This window comes from Sphingomonas sp. IC081 (assembly GCF_006874585.1).
Taxonomy (GTDB): Bacteria; Pseudomonadota; Alphaproteobacteria; order Sphingomonadales; family Sphingomonadaceae; genus Novosphingobium.
In genome coordinates, this window is the sequence record NZ_CP029761.1 from 3,749,656 (window position 1) to 3,766,249 (window position 16,594).

14 protein-coding genes are annotated in these 16,594 nt (G+C 66.1%); 3 read left to right on the forward strand and 11 right to left on the reverse strand.

Annotation, left to right across the window (positions count from 1 at the left end; translation table 11 throughout):
* Positions 1–123 precede the first annotated feature (123 nt).
* The 9 genes from DM450_RS17820 to hisS form a co-directional block, all read right to left on the reverse strand.
* Positions 124–651 (reverse strand): TIGR02281 family clan AA aspartic protease, encoded by a 528-nt coding sequence (locus tag DM450_RS17820; RefSeq protein WP_142637050.1) that lies wholly within the window; start codon positions 649–651, stop codon positions 124–126.
* Positions 652–662: 11 nt separating this feature from the next.
* Positions 663–1,400: a hypothetical protein gene (locus DM450_RS17825; protein ID WP_142637052.1), complete on the reverse strand. Its 738-nt coding sequence runs from the start codon at positions 1,398–1,400 to the stop codon at positions 663–665.
* Positions 1,397–2,527 (reverse strand): flavodoxin-dependent (E)-4-hydroxy-3-methylbut-2-enyl-diphosphate synthase, encoded by a 1,131-nt coding sequence (ispG, locus tag DM450_RS17830; RefSeq protein WP_142637054.1) that lies wholly within the window; start codon positions 2,525–2,527, stop codon positions 1,397–1,399. The genes DM450_RS17825 and ispG overlap by 4 nt, the downstream gene beginning before the upstream one ends.
* Before the next feature lie 136 nt (positions 2,528–2,663).
* Positions 2,664–3,893, reverse strand: a complete 1,230-nt coding sequence (gene metK / locus DM450_RS17835; protein WP_142637056.1) for a methionine adenosyltransferase — start codon at positions 3,891–3,893, stop codon at positions 2,664–2,666.
* Between the two features lie 41 nt (positions 3,894–3,934).
* Positions 3,935–5,602 (reverse strand): apolipoprotein N-acyltransferase, encoded by a 1,668-nt coding sequence (gene lnt / locus DM450_RS17840; protein ID WP_260609983.1) that lies wholly within the window; start codon positions 5,600–5,602, stop codon positions 3,935–3,937.
* 165 nt (positions 5,603–5,767) lie between these two features.
* The gene (locus DM450_RS17845) at positions 5,768–6,682 is read right to left on the reverse strand and encodes a DUF4167 domain-containing protein (protein WP_142637061.1); all 915 of its coding nucleotides are present in this window, start codon (positions 6,680–6,682) and stop codon (positions 5,768–5,770) included.
* A 239-nt stretch (positions 6,683–6,921) separates the two neighbouring features.
* Positions 6,922–7,776 carry a peptide chain release factor N(5)-glutamine methyltransferase gene (gene prmC, locus DM450_RS17850; RefSeq protein ID WP_142637063.1) on the reverse strand — a complete coding sequence of 285 codons (855 nt, stop codon included), beginning with the start codon at positions 7,774–7,776 and terminating at the stop codon, positions 6,922–6,924.
* Positions 7,769–8,839 carry a peptide chain release factor 1 gene (gene prfA / locus DM450_RS17855; RefSeq protein WP_142637065.1) on the reverse strand — a complete coding sequence of 357 codons (1,071 nt, stop codon included), beginning with the start codon at positions 8,837–8,839 and terminating at the stop codon, positions 7,769–7,771. The genes prmC and prfA overlap by 8 nt, the downstream gene beginning before the upstream one ends.
* Positions 8,836–10,092, reverse strand: a complete 1,257-nt coding sequence (hisS, locus tag DM450_RS17860) for a histidine--tRNA ligase (protein ID WP_142637068.1) — start codon at positions 10,090–10,092, stop codon at positions 8,836–8,838. The genes prfA and hisS overlap by 4 nt, the downstream gene beginning before the upstream one ends.
* A gap of 176 nt (positions 10,093–10,268) precedes the next feature.
* On the opposite strand from hisS, the gene DM450_RS17865 reads away from it, so the two are divergent.
* Both DM450_RS17865 and ppa read left to right on the forward strand, forming a co-directional pair.
* Positions 10,269–12,218 (forward strand): M61 family metallopeptidase, encoded by a 1,950-nt coding sequence (locus DM450_RS17865; protein ID WP_142637070.1) that lies wholly within the window; start codon positions 10,269–10,271, stop codon positions 12,216–12,218.
* Between the two features lie 280 nt (positions 12,219–12,498).
* Positions 12,499–13,044 (forward strand): inorganic diphosphatase, encoded by a 546-nt coding sequence (gene ppa, locus DM450_RS17870; protein WP_142637072.1) that lies wholly within the window; start codon positions 12,499–12,501, stop codon positions 13,042–13,044.
* A 108-nt stretch (positions 13,045–13,152) separates the two neighbouring features.
* Here the strand turns inward: ppa and DM450_RS17875 are convergent, their stop codons facing one another.
* Both DM450_RS17875 and DM450_RS17880 read right to left on the reverse strand, forming a co-directional pair.
* Complete coding sequence (locus DM450_RS17875; protein WP_142637074.1) at positions 13,153–13,902, reverse strand: SDR family NAD(P)-dependent oxidoreductase; 750 nt, start codon at positions 13,900–13,902, stop codon at positions 13,153–13,155.
* A 591-nt stretch (positions 13,903–14,493) separates the two neighbouring features.
* Positions 14,494–15,945 carry an NAD-dependent succinate-semialdehyde dehydrogenase gene (locus DM450_RS17880; RefSeq protein ID WP_142637076.1) on the reverse strand — a complete coding sequence of 484 codons (1,452 nt, stop codon included), beginning with the start codon at positions 15,943–15,945 and terminating at the stop codon, positions 14,494–14,496.
* Positions 15,946–16,211: 266 nt separating this feature from the next.
* Here DM450_RS17880 and DM450_RS17885 point away from each other — a divergent pair, with 266 nt between their 5' ends.
* A complete protein-coding gene (locus DM450_RS17885) occupies positions 16,212–16,535 on the forward strand; it encodes a hypothetical protein (RefSeq protein ID WP_260610424.1) in 324 nt (107 codons plus the stop codon).
* Positions 16,536–16,594 lie beyond the last annotated feature (59 nt).

Genomic DNA, 16,594 nt, shown 5'->3' on the forward strand with positions numbered 1-16,594 from the left:
ACTCCCCTGTATCAAAAGTCGTCCGGGCCTCTTACCTCTCGGCTGCCGTGATGACGGCTTTTGTGGTCTGGTATGGTCTTGCGGGATTTGGGACCGGACCATGGGGCGGGGCGGTCTGAGCCCTCAGGGTTTGGCGCTGCCGAGCGTCATGCGCTGACCCTCTATCCGGACATCCCCTATTTGCGAGAGGAACGACTGGCCGAGCAGCGAGACGTCGAGCCCTTCGGGGATGATGGCAGCCGGCACGTCGCGCGCCGTCATGCCGCCCAGTTCGACGCTGGAGAGTCTGACGGGCACGCCGTAGACGGGGCCTGTGGCGCCGCGTCCGATCGGGGCGAGGTCATTGTCGCTCCAGCTCAGTCCGACGGCACGGGCATCGCTGCCGGTCAGCACCACGAGGGAGGCTCCGGTATCGATCAGGAAATGGGTGCTGTGCTGCTCGACGCTGGCATCGGCGTAGAAGTGGCCGTCGGCGGCGCGGGGCAGTTCGATCTCTCCGGCCAGCCATGCCGCCCGGGTGCGGCCTTCATCACCGGGGGTGACCGAGGCAGGGCCTGATGGAGCGGAGCCGGTTCCCGCATCGAGGTGCGGGGCGAGCCAGGCCACGCCGCCCAGTGCGGCAACCAGCAGGAAAAGAGGGCCCGAACGCATGGGGGCTGACCCTAGGCGTAAAGGTTTAACGGTTCCGTGCAGGCGTCTTCGCCGCGGTAGCCGTGGTGGAGACCGGTGGCGGCGAGCGACGCCATCTGCCCCACCACCAGCGCATCGAGCACCATGAGCAGCCAGACCAGCCAGATCGGGCGGTCCAGCGCGGCAATATGGTCGGCGCGGTGCAGCACCTGCAGCAGCAGCCAGACCGGGCCGATGTGGAGCAGGATCCGCAGGGCCTTGGTCCAGCCGCTGCGGTAGATCGCCAGCAGCCCGGTCTCGCGATCACCCAGCAGTCCGCCGACCATCAGCACCAGCCCCGGCAGACTGGCGAGCGTGAGCACCAGGCTCATCGTCAGCTGAACCACCGGCGCCACGCGCAGATCGAGCAAGGCCGGAAGCGAGGCGACTATCTGGACGCCGAGCCCCAGCAGGACCTGCTTCCAGGCAATCCCGGCAAGGCTCCAGCCGCGCAGGCCGGCGGCACGATTGGCCCAGAACCGCGCGCCCGCGAGCACCGCCAGCACCAGCGCGGCGATCTTGACCCCGCCGAACGCCAGGCGCTGCGGATCCAGCGCCAGGCTGGTGAAAGCCTCCTGGCTGGCGAACATGCCCAGACGGATCTCGACGGCATGCTGCGCCAGTTCCGGCAGCACCGCGATGAGCGGAACCAGCGGGGCAAGCGCCCAGAGCCGCACCGAATCGCGCAGCGTCGCGCCCAGCCCGCCGAGTTCGCGCTTGAGGCGGCTCATTCGGCGGCCTGGGCCTCCGCCGCGGCATTGGCGGCTTCGATCTCGGCGGCCTTGGCCTCGACCAGCTTGACGATATGGTCGAGCATGTCTTCCGATTGCACGACATGGTCGGTCACCCCCGAAAGGTAGACCATGTGCTTGCCGTTGCCGCCTCCGGTCAGGCCGATGTCGGTCTCGCGCGCCTCTCCCGGCCCGTTCACGACGCAGCCGAGTACCGAGAGCGAAAGCGGCGTCTTGATGTGCTGGAGACGGTCTTCCAGCGCTTCCACCGTGCGGATCACGTCGAAGCCCTGGCGAGCGCAACTGGGGCAGGAGACAACACGCACGCCGCGCGTGCGCAGGCCGAGGGCCTTCAGCATCTCGAAACCGACACGCACTTCCTCTTCCGGCTCGGCCGAGAGCGAGACACGCAGGGTGTCGCCGATGCCGGACCACAGCAGCATGCCCATGCCGATCGAGGACTTGACGGTGCCGCCGATGAGCCCGCCCGCTTCGGTGATGCCGAGGTGCAGCGGGCAGTTCACCGCCTCGGCCAGCCCCTGGTAGGCGGCGACGGCGAGGAACACGTCGCTGGCCTTCACGGCCACCTTGTATTCGTGGAAATCGTGGTCCTGCAGCAGCTTGATATGGTCGAGCGCGGATTCGACCAGCGCCTCGGGGCAAGGCTCGCCGTACTTTTCGAGCAGGTCCTTCTCGAGGCTCCCGGCGTTGACGCCGATGCGGATCGCACAGCCGTTGGCCTTGGCTGCGCGCACCACTTCGGCGACGCGGTCGTTCGAGCCGATGTTGCCGGGGTTGATGCGCAGGCAGGCGGCACCGGCATCGGCGGCTTCGAGCGCGCGCTTGTAGTGGAAATGGATGTCGGCGATCAGCGGCACGCGGGCAGCGCGTACGATCTCCTTCATCGCCGCGGTGCTTTCCACGTCCGGGCAGGAAACGCGGATGAGGTCCGCGCCGGCATCCTCGCAGCGGCGGATCTGGTCGATCGTCGCCTTGGCGTCGGACGTCAGCGTGTTCGTCATGGTCTGGACCGTGATCGGGGCATCGCCGCCGACGGGGACATTGCCGACCATGATCTGGCGGCTCTTGCGGCGCTCGATGTCGCGCCAGGGACGTACGGAAGACATGGCGCTCCCTATAGGCGTTCCATGTCTGGGTTTGAAGCGCGATTACGGTCGAGATGGATCGATGGAGCGCAAAACGCAGAAAAGGGGCGAGGCCTTGCGGCCTCGCCCCTTCAATTCTTCAGGCCTTGAGGCGCGTTCAGGCGACGGCAGTCGCCAGCGCGGCCTTGAGGTCCTCGACCAGGTCGGTGCGCTCCCAGGGGAACAGGTCGCCCTCGGGCTTGCGGCCGAAGTGACCATAGGCGGCGGTCGGGCCGTAGATCGGCTTGTTGAGGCCGAGGCCGACGCGAATGCCGCGCGGGGTCAGGCCGCCGAGCTTGTTGGCCGCGACCTTGGCAATCGCCACTTCGAGGTCGGCGTCCGCAACGGTGCCGGTGCCATGGGTGTCGACGTAGAGCGAAAGCGGTTCGGACACGCCGATGGCGTAGGAGACCTGGATCGTGCAACGCTTGGCAAGGCCGGCCGCGACCACGTTCTTGGCGAGGTAGCGGGTGACGTAGGCCGCCGAACGGTCGACCTTGGTGGGGTCCTTGCCCGAGAAGGCGCCGCCGCCGTGCGGCGAAGCGCCGCCGTAGGTGTCGACGATGATCTTGCGGCCGGTCAGGCCGGCGTCGCCGTCAGGGCCGCCGATCTCGAACTTGCCGGTCGGGTTGATGTGGAACTTGGTGGCCTCGGTCACGAAACCGTCGGGCAGAAGCTCGCTCACGACCTTCTTCACGTAGGCCTTGAGTTCGGCGTCCTTGGTGCCTTCGTGGTAGCCGGGCTTGTGCTGGGTCGACACGACGATGGCAGTCGCTTCGACCGGCACGCCGTTCTCGAAGCGCAGGGTGACCTGGCTCTTGGCGTCGGGTTCGAGGAAAGGTGCGGCGCCCGAGTGACGGTCGGCGGCGAGGCGTTCGAGGATCTTGTGGCTGTAGTCGAGCGTGGCGGGCATGAGGTCCGGCGTCTCGTCGCAGGCGAAGCCGAACATGATGCCCTGGTCGCCGGCGCCTTCATCCTTGTTGCCGCTCGAATCGACGCCCTGGGCGATGTCCGCACTCTGCGGGTGCAGATGGTTCTCGAAGACGAGGTCCTGCCAGTGGAAACCGGCCTGTTCGTAGCCGATGCGCTTCACGGTCTCGCGCACCACGGTCTGGATTTCCTCCTGCGCGCCCTGTTCCCAGTGGCCGGCGGTATCGATCATGCCCTTGCCGCGCACTTCGCCAGCCAGCACGACGCGCTGGGTGGTGGTGAGCGTTTCGCACGCGACGCGTGCTTCCGGGTCCTTCGACAGGAACAGGTCGACGATGGCATCGGAAATCTGGTCCGAAACCTTGTCGGGATGACCTTCGGAGACGCTCTCGGAGGTGAAGACGTAGTTATTGCGCATCGGGACACCACATATAAAGAAATCTTTATGTGGGTCCGCGTCTACTCCCCCCGGCGGCGGAGCGCAATGCCAGAAACCGCAATCACCAGCAGAAGTGCGGCAAATGCAAGCGGCAGCAGGTTGCCCCAGCGTGCGAAAAGGGTGGGATGATGGGACGGCGGGATCAGTCCGTCGAGCCGTCCGGCCTGGTGCCAGGGCACATGGGCACGCACGATGCCGTCGGCATCGATCACCGCGCTGATGCCGGTGGTGGTGGAGCGCATGACCGGCAGGCCTTCCTCGATCGCGCGCAGGCGGGCCTGCGCCAGATGCTGCGGCGGGCCCCAGGCGCCGAACCAGCCGTCGTTCGACGGATTGAAGATGTAGTCCGGGCGCAGGCGCGGATCGACCACTTCGCCGCTGAAGACGATCTCGTAGCAGATCTGTACCCCTGCCTTGCCCCAGTCGCCGAAGTCGATCGTGCGGGGGCCGGGGCCGGGCAGGAAGTCCAGCGCACCGGGGACGAGGCGGGTCGCGCCCAGCGGCTCCAGCAGCCAGCGCAGCGCGAGGTATTCGCCGTAAGGCACGAGGTGGGCCTTGGAATAGGAGGCGATGAGGTTGCCGTCGCCATCGATCGCGCTGACCGAATTGCGGGCCGCGATTTCCTCCTCGTCCTTCATCACCACGTCGACGGCGCCGGTCATCAGCAGCCCGTAGGGGCCGATCACCCGGCCGATCCGACGGCGGGCGAGCACCGGGTCGCCGGCATAGGTATAGATGCGGTAGAGGTAGGGCGGATAGCCGTCGCGGACATAGTCGCCAAGGCCTGATTCAGGCCAGAACACCACGCGCTTCTCGCCCGGGCGCCGGGGCAGCGAGAGGCGGGCGAGGGTGATGAAATTGGTCTCGAAATTGCGCGGATCGTCGATGAATTCCTGGCGGATGTCGGGCTGGACGAGGGTGAAGCGTACGGCGCCTTCCTCGCGCTGGCCCCAGGGGTCGGGCAGGAGCATCACTGCGGTCAGCGCGGCGTAGATCGCCAGCATCGGCAGCGCCCAGGCCCAGCGCCGGGCGCGTTGGCGCGTTGGCGGCGCGGCTTGGCTCAGCCGCAGGCACAGTCCGGGCAGGGCGGCGAGCAGCACCAGCAGGCCGGAAAGGCCATAAGTGCCGATCCAGGGCGCCGCCAGCGCCAGTCCGCGGGTCTCGAAACCGCCGAGCAGGGCGATGCCGAGCGGGTTCCAGGCAAATCCGGTGAAGACCCAGGCTCGCAGCCATTCCGCGACGATCCAGCACCCCGCCGTGGCCAGGGCCAGCGCGGCGAACACGGCGGCGCCGCCTGGCTGGCGGGCTCGGTGCAGCACCAGCCAGCCACCGAGTGCGGCCAGCGCGGGATAGATCGCAAGGTAGAGCGAAAGCAGCACCACTGCGACCATGCCCAGCCATGCCGGCATGTTGGCCTGATAGGTGAAGGCCGTCGCGATCCAGTTGTTGCCGAGCGTGAAGTGGCCGAGCCCGAAGCACCAGCCGATCAGGAACGTTCGCTGCCAGCCCGGTGCGCGGGCGACGAGTTCGAGCAGGACCGCCACGCCGATGAGCGTCAGCGGCCAGAGCGAGAGCGGCTGGAATCCGCAGGCTGCTGCGGCGCCGGCGAGAATGGCTAGGGCGCCGCTGGCAAGGCGGGGGTGCCGGGACAGGACGGTGCGGCCGGGAAGGGCCGGTTCGGATTTCACGGCGCGGATGTCACGGCAGGGCCTCGCGGGGCAAAGGAATCGTCCTGCGCGGCTATGTCGGCAAGCCTTTCGAGACGCAAGCGGGAAGCTGGAAACGAAACGGCCCGCATACTGCCTCGAGAGGCGGTATGCGGGCCGTTTCGATTACGGGCTTGCGGCCCGTTCTTAGGAGTTCACTGCCTCCAGCGTGCTGTCACCGGCTTCGTCGGCTGGCGGAGCGGCCTTGCGGGTGCGGCGACGGCGGGGCTTTTCCTCGCCGGTCGCTTCGTCGACGGGCGCGGCGGCGGCAGGCTTCTTTTCCTTCTTCTCCGGTTTGGCGGAGATGGCGGGCGGAAGCGAGGCGGGGTCGAGGACGGCCTCGGTCGGTGCGGCTTGGGCGGCAGGTGCCGTCTCGGCGCCGTCGGCGTCCTCTTGGCGATCGCGGCGCGGCTTGCGCGGCTTCAGGCCACGGTTGCTGCGGGCGTCGCGCACGAAGGGGTTTTCGGCCGGTTCGTAGACCGAACGGTTGCCGTCGGCTTCGACCTGGTCGCTCTCGGCTGCGGCCTCGGATTCGGCAAATTCGTCGGCCGGCGCTTCGACGCGGGGTGCGCGTTCGTGGCGCGGCTGGCGCTCCTGACGGTCATAGCCGCGTTCAGAACGGTCCTGACGCTCGGCTCGTTCCTGGCGCTCGGCTCGTTCCTGGCGCTCGGCTCGTTCCTGGCGCTCGGCTCGTTCCTGGCGCTCGGGACGTTCCTGACGTTCTTGGCTGCGTTCGGGCACGGCGTCGTAGTCGCCGTAATCGTCGCCGTAATCGTCCGAATAATCAGGCGAGCGGTCGTCGCGGCGGGGCTGGCGAGCCTCGTCCTGACGCTGCTTCTGGTCGGCGATCACGCGGAAATAGTGGTCTGCGAACTGGAGGTAGTATTCCTCCGTCACACGGTCCCCGTTGAGATGCGCGTCATGGGCCAGCTTCTTGTACTTCTCCAGCAGCTGCGGAGCGTTGCCGCGAGCCCTGCTGTCGATCCGGTTGGTCTGCTGGCCGCCCTGCTGGCGATTGTTACCGCGGCCGCGCCGACGGTTGTTACCACGATTATTATTCAAGGATTTATTTCCTCAAAACCCAGGGCATCGGCCGGATCCTTTCGGGCCGATCTGCCACACGTCACATGATCACGGATCGCCCCCGAGTGCCGTGATCTCCATCGTTGCCGAGTCGTAGCGCGTTTTCGCCGCGACGGTCATGCAAATGATGGAGATGAAGCGTCCGCATGGGAAATTCCATCCATGTGCCGCTTCGCGTTTATCCTTAGGCATTCCGGAGCGGGATTCCAAGAGGAATCTTACGCAATTGTTGAAAACTCGAGCATGCGTGGACGATTTCCAAGGTCGCGATGCAAGCGACTGGAAAGGCCTGCTTCTTGTCCGATCGCGGCAACCGACTCGGCCTGGCGATAGCCGATCTCGACCAGCGCGACTCCGCCCGGAGCCAGCAGCCGGGGCAGTTGCGGCACCAGTACCCGGTAGTCGTCTAGGCCTTCCTCACCGGCATAGAGCGCGCTGGCCGGCTCGAACGCGGCGACCGAGCGATCGAGGGTGACGGTCGTCTCGACATAGGGTGGATTGGCCAGAACAAGGTCGAACGGGCCGCCGAGCGGCTCGTCCCAGCCGGGGCTGTGCCAGTCGGCCTCGGCGATGCGGGCGCGGTCGGCCAGGCCCAGCGCCCGCGCATTGGCGGCAGCGACGGCACGGGCACCGGGCGAGCTGTCAATGCCGACACCGGTAGCCCCGGGCAGGTTGGCGAGTACTGCCAGCAAGAGGGCGCCGGACCCGGTGCCGCAGTCGAGCACCCTGCGGGTCTCGATCCCTGCCCGTGGAGGGACCGCGAGTGCGGCTTCGACCAGAACTTCGGAATCGCCGCGCGGGATCAGCACTTCGGGGCCGACCATGAAGGGCATTCCGAAGAATTCCTGATGGCCGGTGATATAGGAGACCGGTTCATGCTTCCCGCGGCGCTCCACCAGCGCCGCGAAACCCGCCGGCGCGGGGTCACGCATGCGCGCCAGCAGCATCGCCGAGCGCGAGCAGCCCAGCGCATGGGCCATCAGCACTTCTGCGTCGAGCCGGGCGGTATCGCTGGTTGCGCAGAGGCGTTCCGCCGCCTCGCGGATCGCTTCGCCGACAGTCCGGTCAGGCATCCATGGCGGCAAGGCGCTTGGCCTCGTCCTCGGCGATCAGGGCATCGACCAGTTCGGCCAGGCCAGGGCCTTCGAGAATCTCGGGCAGGCGGTGCAGGGTCAGGTTGATGCGGTGATCGGTGACGCGGCCTTGCGGGAAATTGTAGGTGCGGATGCGCTCCGAGCGGTCGCCCGAGCCGACCATGGCCTTGCGGGCCTCGGCCTCGGCGCCGTGGGCTTCCTCGCGCATCTTCTCGTAGAGGCGCGCGCGCAGGACCTGCATGGCCTTGGCCTTGTTCTTGTGCTGGCTGCGCTCGTCCTGGCAGATCACCACGAGGTTGGTCGGCAAGTGGGTGATGCGCACGGCCGAATCGGTGGTGTTGACGTGCTGGCCGCCCGCGCCCGATGCGCGGAAGATGTCGATCTTGAGGTCCTTGTCCTCGATCTGCACATCGACTTCGCTGGGTTCGGGCAGCACCGCCACGGTTGCCGCCGAGGTGTGGATGCGCCCGCCCGATTCGGTGACCGGCACCCGCTGTACGCGGTGGACGCCGCTCTCGAACTTGAGCTTGGCGAAGACGCCCGCGCCCGCGACGTTGGCGACGACTTCCTTGAAGCCGCCGAGGTCGTTGGCGTTGACGCTGATCATCTCGACCCGCCAGCCTTGCTCGGCGGCATAGCGTTCGTACATCCGGTAGAGATCGGCGGCGAACAGCGCGGCCTCGTCACCGCCGGTGCCGGCGCGGATTTCCAGCATGGCCGGGCGCACGTCGGCCGCATCGCGCGGCAGCATGGCCACGGCGAGCTGGCGCTCGGCCTCGGGCAGTTCGGCCTTGAGGCGGAGCACCTCCTCTTCGGCCAGTGCGCGCATGTCGGGGTCCGGGTCTTCCAGCGTCTGGAGCATGTCCAGTTCGCCGCGCATCGACACGACTTCGGCGGCGACACGCGCCACCGGTTCCAGCTCGGCATAGTCGCGACTGGCGGTGACAAAGGCGTCGCCTTCCAGCGTTCCAGAGGCAAGGCGTGCCTCAAGCTCGGAGAAACGCGCGGCGATCTGCGCCAAACGGGTGTCGGATATGCTCACGGATGGACCGACTGGAGAACCTGCTCGACCGCGAGATACTCGGCGGTCGGCTCGGCCGCACGCAAGTTGGCGACGGGGGCGCCGTCCTTGCTGCCGAACGAGACGAGCACCTTGGCGCCCATCTTCACGGCCTTGTCGAAGCGCTTGCGCGGGCTGCCGGTGGCGATCATCTCTGCGTCGAGGCCCTGGAAGCGCAGTGCGGTGATGACTTTCTGGGCATAGGCCAGCGCGGCGTCGTCCTCGACTGCGAGAACCACGGTCAGCGGCGCTTCGACCAGTACGCCGGCATCGGCGACGAGCATCGACAGGCGCTCGATCCCTGCCGCCCAGCCCACCGCCGGGGTGGCGGGGCCGCCGAGGCTTTCCATGAGCCCATCATAACGGCCGCCGCCAAGGACAGTGCCCTGCGCGCCGAGGCGGGTGGTGACGAATTCGAAGGCGGTGTGGCGATAATAGTCGAGCCCGCGCACCAGCGAGGGCGCACGTTCGTAGGCGACACCGGCGGCATCGAGGCCGGCCGTGACCGCCGCGAAGAAGTCCTGCGCCTCGCCCGAGAGGAAGTCGTCGATCTTCGGGGCGTCGCCGACAAAGACCTTGTCGCGCGGGTCCTTGGAATCGAGGATGCGCAGCGGATTGCGCTCCAGCCGATCCTGCGAATCTTCCGAAAGCTCGGCTTTGTGGGCACGGAAGTATTCGACCAGCGCGGCGCGCCAGGCGTCGCGGCTCTCGGCATCGCCCAGGGTGTTGAGCTGCAGCGTCACCCCGTCCGAAATGCCCAGTTCCTTGAGCAACTGGTCGGCCATGATCAGCAGTTCCACATCGGCAATCGGCTCGGGCGAACCGATCAGTTCGGCGTCGATCTGGTGGAACTGGCGATAGCGGCCCTTTTGCGGGCGCTCGTAGCGGAACAGCGGGCCGTGCGTGGCGATCTTGACCGGCGCGAACTGCTTCCAGCCATTGGTGAGGTAGGCGCGGGCGATGCCGGCGGTGAATTCGGGGCGCAGGGTCAGCGATTCGCCGCCGCGGTCCTCGAACGAGTACATTTCCTTGGAGACGACGTCGGTGGTTTCGCCGATCGAGCGCGAGAACACTTCGGTCTTTTCGAAGACCGGCATCTCGGCGCGGCGGAAGCGATACAGCTTGCGGACACGTTCGAAGGTTTCGACGACATGTGCGAACGCCTCGGCGTCGGGGCCGAAGATATCCTGGGTTCCGCGGATCGCCTGAGGCGTTTTGGTCGATGTCGTGCTCATAACGCGCGCGCTTAGCCCGATTGCGTCGGCGGGGAAAGTGGCTGCGGTGCGCTCTCTGTCATGGCCGTGCATCATGCCTGTCGGGAATGATCGAAAATTGCCCCGACCTCGGGGCCAGCGCGCCTGCGTGAATTGGATGGTTGCCAAACCCGGCAACAGCCGCAAAGAATGCCGAAATGAAATATCGTAACGCGGTCGTCACGCTCCTCGCCCTTCTTTCCGTCTCCACTCCGGCGCTTGCATCGGCCCAGGAGTCGAATACGCGCACGACGCCGATGGCGCCCGCGTTGCCCGCGCCGCTGCCCGCAGCGCAGGACAAGCCCTATGCGGGCACCATCGCGCTCGACATCGATGCCACCGACACGGTGCACGGCGTCTACCGCGTGACCCAGCAGGTTCCGGTCGCGCCCGGCACCACCAAGCTCACTCTGATCCAGCCGAGCTGGCTGCCCGGCAACCACTCGCCCACCGGTCCTTTCGCGCTGCTGGCGCAGATCCACTTCTTTGCCGATGGCAAGGAGATCAAGTGGGAGCGTGACACCGTTGCCGTGAATGCCTTCCATCTCGCGCTGCCCGCGGGCACGACGATGGTCACCGCGCAGTTCGTCCACACTTCGCCGGTGCAGTCGAGGGAAGGCCGCATCAGCATGACGCAGGAAATGCTGAACCTGCAGTGGGAAAAGATGAGCCTCTACCCGGCGGGCTATTACACCCGTGGCATCACCTACAAGCCGACCGTGAAGTTCCCGGCGGGCTGGACCGTCTACACCGCGCTCGACGGCAAGAGCCAGCAGGGCGACACGGTGACGTGGAACCCGATCGACTACGAACGTCTCGTCGATTCGCCGATCTTTGCAGGCAAGTACGCGCAGCGCTGGGATCTCGGCCACGGCGTCAGCATGGACGTGGTCGCGGATGAGCCCAAGCTGCTCGGCATCAAGCCCGAGAACATGGAGACCTACCGCAATCTCGTCTCGCAGGCCTTGTTCACCTTCGGCGCGCGCCACTTCGACCACTACGACTTCCTGCTGGGCCTGACCGACCGCATGGGCGGCATCGGCCTCGAACATCACCGTTCGAGCGAGAACCAGATGGAGCCCAAGGTCTGGACCGACTGGGACAAGATGGAATGGGATCGCAACGTGATCCCGCACGAGTTCACGCATAGCTGGAACGGCAAGTACCGCCGCCCCGCCGACCTGTGGACGCCGGACTACCAGCAGCCGATGCAGAACACGCTGCTCTGGGTCTACGAAGGCCAGACCCAGTTCTGGGGCTATATCCTCGCCGCGCGCTCGGGTGTGCAGTCCAAGCAGACCATCCTCGACACGCTGGCCGGCGCCGTCGCTCGCTATGCCGAGGCGACGCCGGGCCGCGGCTGGCGTTCGGTGGAAGACACCACGCATGCGCCGATCCTCAACATGCGCCGTCCGCTGCCGTACAGCTCTGTCACCCGCAACGAGGACTATTACGTCGAAGGCGCGCTGACCTGGCTCGAAGCGGACCAGATCATCCGTCAGGGCACGAAGGGCGCAAAGGGGCTCGACGACTTCGCCAAGGCCTTCTTCGGCGTGCGTGACGGCGACTGGGGCGAACTGACCTACGATTTCGACGAAGTCGTGAAGACGCTGAACGGTGTCTACCCCTATGACTGGGCCACTTTCCTCAAGACCCGCATTTACGACACCAATCAGCCCGCGCCCACCAAGGGTATCGAGATGGCCGGTTACAAGCTGGTCTGGAAGGATACGCAGAACGGCTACGAAAAGGGCATCGGCGATTCGCGCAAGTCGCTCGACCTCAGCTATTCGCTGGGCGTGTCGCTCGACAACGAGGGCACCGTCACCGCTTCGGTGTGGGATAGCGTGGGCTACAACGCCGGTCTCGTTGGCGGCGTGAAGGTCGTGGCGGTGAACGGCAAGGCCTACAGCGGCGAAGCGATCAAGGACGCGATCACCGCGGCCAAGTCGGCAAAGGAGCCGATCAGCCTGCTCGTGAAGCGTGGCGATGCTTTCAACACCGTCGCCGTCGATTACCACGGCGGCCTGCGGTTCCCCTGGCTGGAAAGCACCACGCCGGGCAAGGCCAACGGGCTCGATCGCCTGCTGGCGCCGCGCACCAGGTAAGCCTGCATCTGGCATGATTGCGAGCGGGGCCGAACTTCACAGTCCGGCCCCGTTTTTGTGACCGCAAAGGACCAAACGGCTCGTCTGGACCGTGGACATGGCCGAGGCAAGTCCGACCAATGTCGTGTATCGCGGCCGCAGCGGAGCCGCGATCCTTCCATTGCACGTGCGAGAAGGCGGTTGCGATGAATTAACCGTGCCGCTAAGCCCCGCCGTCAAAGTTCTACGCGGCGCGCGTTCTGTGGCGCCGCTCAAATCGTGCCCGTTGAAAAGGACCAACATGCGCATCGACATGATCCCTGTCGGCAAGAACCCGCCGGAGAGCCTGAACGTCATCATCGAGGTTCCCGTTGGCGGTGAGCCGGTAAAGTACGAATTCGACAAGGATTCGGGCGCGCTGTTCGTGGATCGCATCCTGCACACGCCGATGCGCTATCCGGCCAACTACGGCTTCGTGCCGCACACCCTCTCGCCCGATGGCGACCCGCTCGACGCACTGGTCGTTGCCCGCTCGCCCTTCGTGCCCGGCTCGGTGGTGCGCGTGCGCCCGATCGCGGTGCTGAACCTGGAAGACGAGCACGGCGGCGACGAGAAGCTGGTCTGCGTGCCCGATGACAAGACTTTCCCGTACTACTCGGACGTGTCGGAAAAGGGCGACCTGCCCCCGATCGTGTTCAGCCAGATCGAACACTTCTTTACCCACTACAAGGACCTCGAGGCCGAAAAGTGGGTGCGCATCGGCACCTGGGGCGGCGCTGAGGAAGCCCGCCAGATCGTGATCGAGGCGATCGAGCGCTACGAGGCGGACAAGGCCGCGAAGGCCTGAGCCACTACAAGTTCACACCCCATGTGAAGGAAGGGCCGGTGGAGCGATCCGCCGGCCCTTTTCCATGGGCCCGAGAGCTGATTCTCCTCAGTACGGTGACGTCCGGGATCAGCTCACCACGCGGCCGCCGTTGACGCCGATGGTCTGCCCGGTGACGTACTGGCTGCGTTCGTCGCAGAGCCAGGCGCAGGCATTGGCGATGTCGTCGGGCTCGCCCATGCGGCGCACCGGGATGGCCTGGATCAGCACTTCGGTGGGGACCTGGAAACGCTCGCGATTGGCCTCGGACATGATCGTGCCCATCACCGACCCAGGCGGGATGTTGTTCACGGTGATGCCGTAGGGTCCGAATTCCTGCGCCATCGAGCGGGTCATGGTCACCACGGCGCCCTTCGAGGACGAATAGGGGATCATGTTCACTGCACCGGTCTGCGCGCTGGAGGACGAGATGTTGACGATGCGGCCCCAGCCGGCGTTCTTCATGTCGGGCAGGCATTCCTGCGTCATGATGAACAGGCCGCGCACGTTGACGGCGTAGATGAAGTCCCAGCGCTCGTCGGTCAGTTCCTCGAACGGGGTGAAATCGGTGACGCCGGCGTTGTTGACCAGGATCGAGACCGGGCCCAGCGCCTCGCGCACCTGCTCCACGGCGGCCTTGACGGATGAGCGGCTGGAGACGTCCGCGCCCAGCGCGATGGCGGTGCCGCCGCCTTCGCGAATGGCCTTGACGGTATCGGCGCAGCGCTCGGCATCGAGGTCGAGCACGCCCACGGCTACCCCTTCCTTCGCCAACCGCTTCGCGCATGCCGCGCCGATCCCGGCGGCGGCGCCAGTGACGATGGCAACCTTGTAGGACATTGCTTTCTCCCATGCGGCGCATGGCGCGCCTCGTTGGGAACAGGGCTAAACGGAAAGGGGGCTTGACGGGAAGAGTGAGTTTGAACGTTTGTTCAAATTTCGCGGGGGCGTAGGGGAAGAGAAGAAAGAGAAGGATTCTGGGGGATGATCCCCCAGACCCGCAAAGCGTCTTCGTTGGGCATCGCCTATCCGTAGTGCGCTCCTTGCGGCGCAGCCAATGCGTCTCCCGACGCAGCCATGGGCGCACAACGCTGTTGGCCCGCGTGACCTAGGTCGTAAACTCATAAACGGCACCATCGAGGCGCCCAAATGGCGAACAGCTCGGGCCGAAGTTGCCGCCGGGCGGGCTGGTTGCCCGTCCAAGGCCGCTTCGGTTCGAGATGGAAGCCATTTGGGCGCCCCTTCGGGGTTTGCCCAAAATGGCCCAGCGCTGCGTCGGGAAGTCTTGAAATATCGACATATTCCAGCGCCTTCCCTCCTGACGCTGAGCCATTTTGCCTCAAACCTCGATGGTGCCGTTTATGAGTTTACGACCTAGACGGTATCGGGGGGGGCAGGGGGGCTATGCTCCCCTGCTTTATCCTTAGTTCTTCAAGCCGGCTTGATACCCATGCAGAGGTATTTCACCTCCATGTAGTCATCGAGGCCGTAGTGCGATCCTTCACGCCCGAGGCCGGACTGCTTGACCCCGCCGAACGGCGCCACTTCGGTGGAGATGAGCCCGGTGTTGATGCCCACCATGCCCGCCTCCAGCGCCTCGGCCACCCGCCAGACGCGGCTGAGGTCGCGGGCGTAGAAGTAGCTCGCCAGGCCGAACTCGGTATCGTTGGCCATGCGGATGGCATCGGCTTCGTCGGTGAAGCGGATCACGCCCGCCAGCGGCCCGAACGTCTCCTCGCGCGCCAGCTTCATGTCCGGCTTCACGCCCGCCACCACGGTGGGGTTGAAGAACGAGCCGCCGCGTTCGTTGCGCTGGCCGCCCGCCAGTACCTTGGCCCCTCCGGCGATGGCATCCTGAAGGTGCTCCTCGACCTTCTCGACCGCCTTCTCGTCGATCAGCGGGCCGACTTCGGTGCCCGCGTCCATGCCGTAGCCGACTTTCATGGCCGAGACGCGCTTGGCCAGCTTCTCGACGAATGCGTCGTAGACGCCGTCCTGCACGTAGAAACGGTTGGTGCACACGCACGTCTGTCCGCCGTTGCGGAACTTGGAGATCATCGCCCCATCGATCGCGGCATCGACATCGGCATCGTCGAACACCAGGAACGGCGCGTTGCCGCCCAGTTCCATCGAGGTCTTCTTGATCGTCTCGGCGCATTCGCGCAGCAGGTCGCGGCCGATCTCGGTGGAGCCGGTGAAGGTCAGCTTGGCGACCTTGGGGCTCTGCGTCAGCGCCGAGCCGATCTGCCCGGCGCTGCCGGTAACGACATTGACGACGCCCGCCGGAATGCCCGCCAGTTCGCACAGATGCGCGATGGCGAGCGCGGAATAAGGCGTGGCCGAGGCGGGCTTGATGACGATCGTGCAGCCCGCCGCCAGCGCCGGGCCGAGCTTGCGGGTGATCATCGCATTGGGGAAGTTCCAGGGCGTGATCGCGGCGACGACACCGACGCCCTGCTTGATGACGACGATGCGGCGGTCGGCGGCATGGCCGGGAATGGTGTCGCCATAGGCGCGCTTGGCCTCTTCGGCGAACCATTCGATGAAGCTGGCGCCATAGGCGATCTCGCCGCGCCCTTCGGCCAGCGGCTTGCCCTGTTCGCGGGTGAGCAGTTCGCCGAGGTCGTCCTGATGCTGGATCATCAGGTCGAACAGCCTGCGCATCAGTTTCGAGCGTTCGCCCGCGGTCCTGGCGCGCCATGCGGGAAGCGCGCGCTCGGCAGCCTCGATGGCGCGGCCCGTCTCGTCCGCACCCATCTTCGGCACCGTGCCCAGCACCGCACCGGAGCCGGGATCGGTCACTTCGAACGTCGCCCCGCTATCGGCATCGCACCACTGGCCGTCGATGTAGCACTGCTGACGGAGAAAATCGGTGAAAGCCATGGTCGTGCAGGTCCTTGCTGGTTGCGTGCGCGCCACATTCCTGAGGCTGCGGGCTGCCGCGGAGATAGGCAGCACGGGATAGCGAGGCAACCGCCGGCGGGCCGTCCGGTTCCAGCCAGCGCCCTCGCGATTGACGCGGCCCATTTGCGCCGACAGTCTTTTTTCGAAAAGAAATTCGCAAAAGTGAATTATCTCGGAGTGGGCTGCTGGATGACGCAGGTTTCATTGACGGCGCGTTCGTGGCCCGGCAGGGCTCGGCGTTGGAGGTGCTCGATCCGTCCGAAGAGAGCGTCGCCGCGCGGATCACCGGGCTTTCCCTTGGACAGCTGGAGCAGGCTATCGAGATCGCGGATTGGGGCATCCGCGTGCATCCGCTCATCCGCTTCGCCCTCGACGAAAAGCGCCTCTCCGGTGTGATCCAAGTTCACCTCGGCGAGGTCATATACGGGCTGACGGTCAGCGAAGTCGTCGGCTCCGATCTCCCCAATTACGTGGTGGGGAGGCTTGTTGATGACCGCACCGGCTGGCGCGAATATGCCGTTGTCGCGCCGGACAAGGCCGATGGGCGACGGGCGCATCCGTTGTCCTGAAGCCGAGGTCGAAGGGCTGGGTGCTGCCGCCGGGGCTTTCGCCGGGGTGTTTTCTGGCA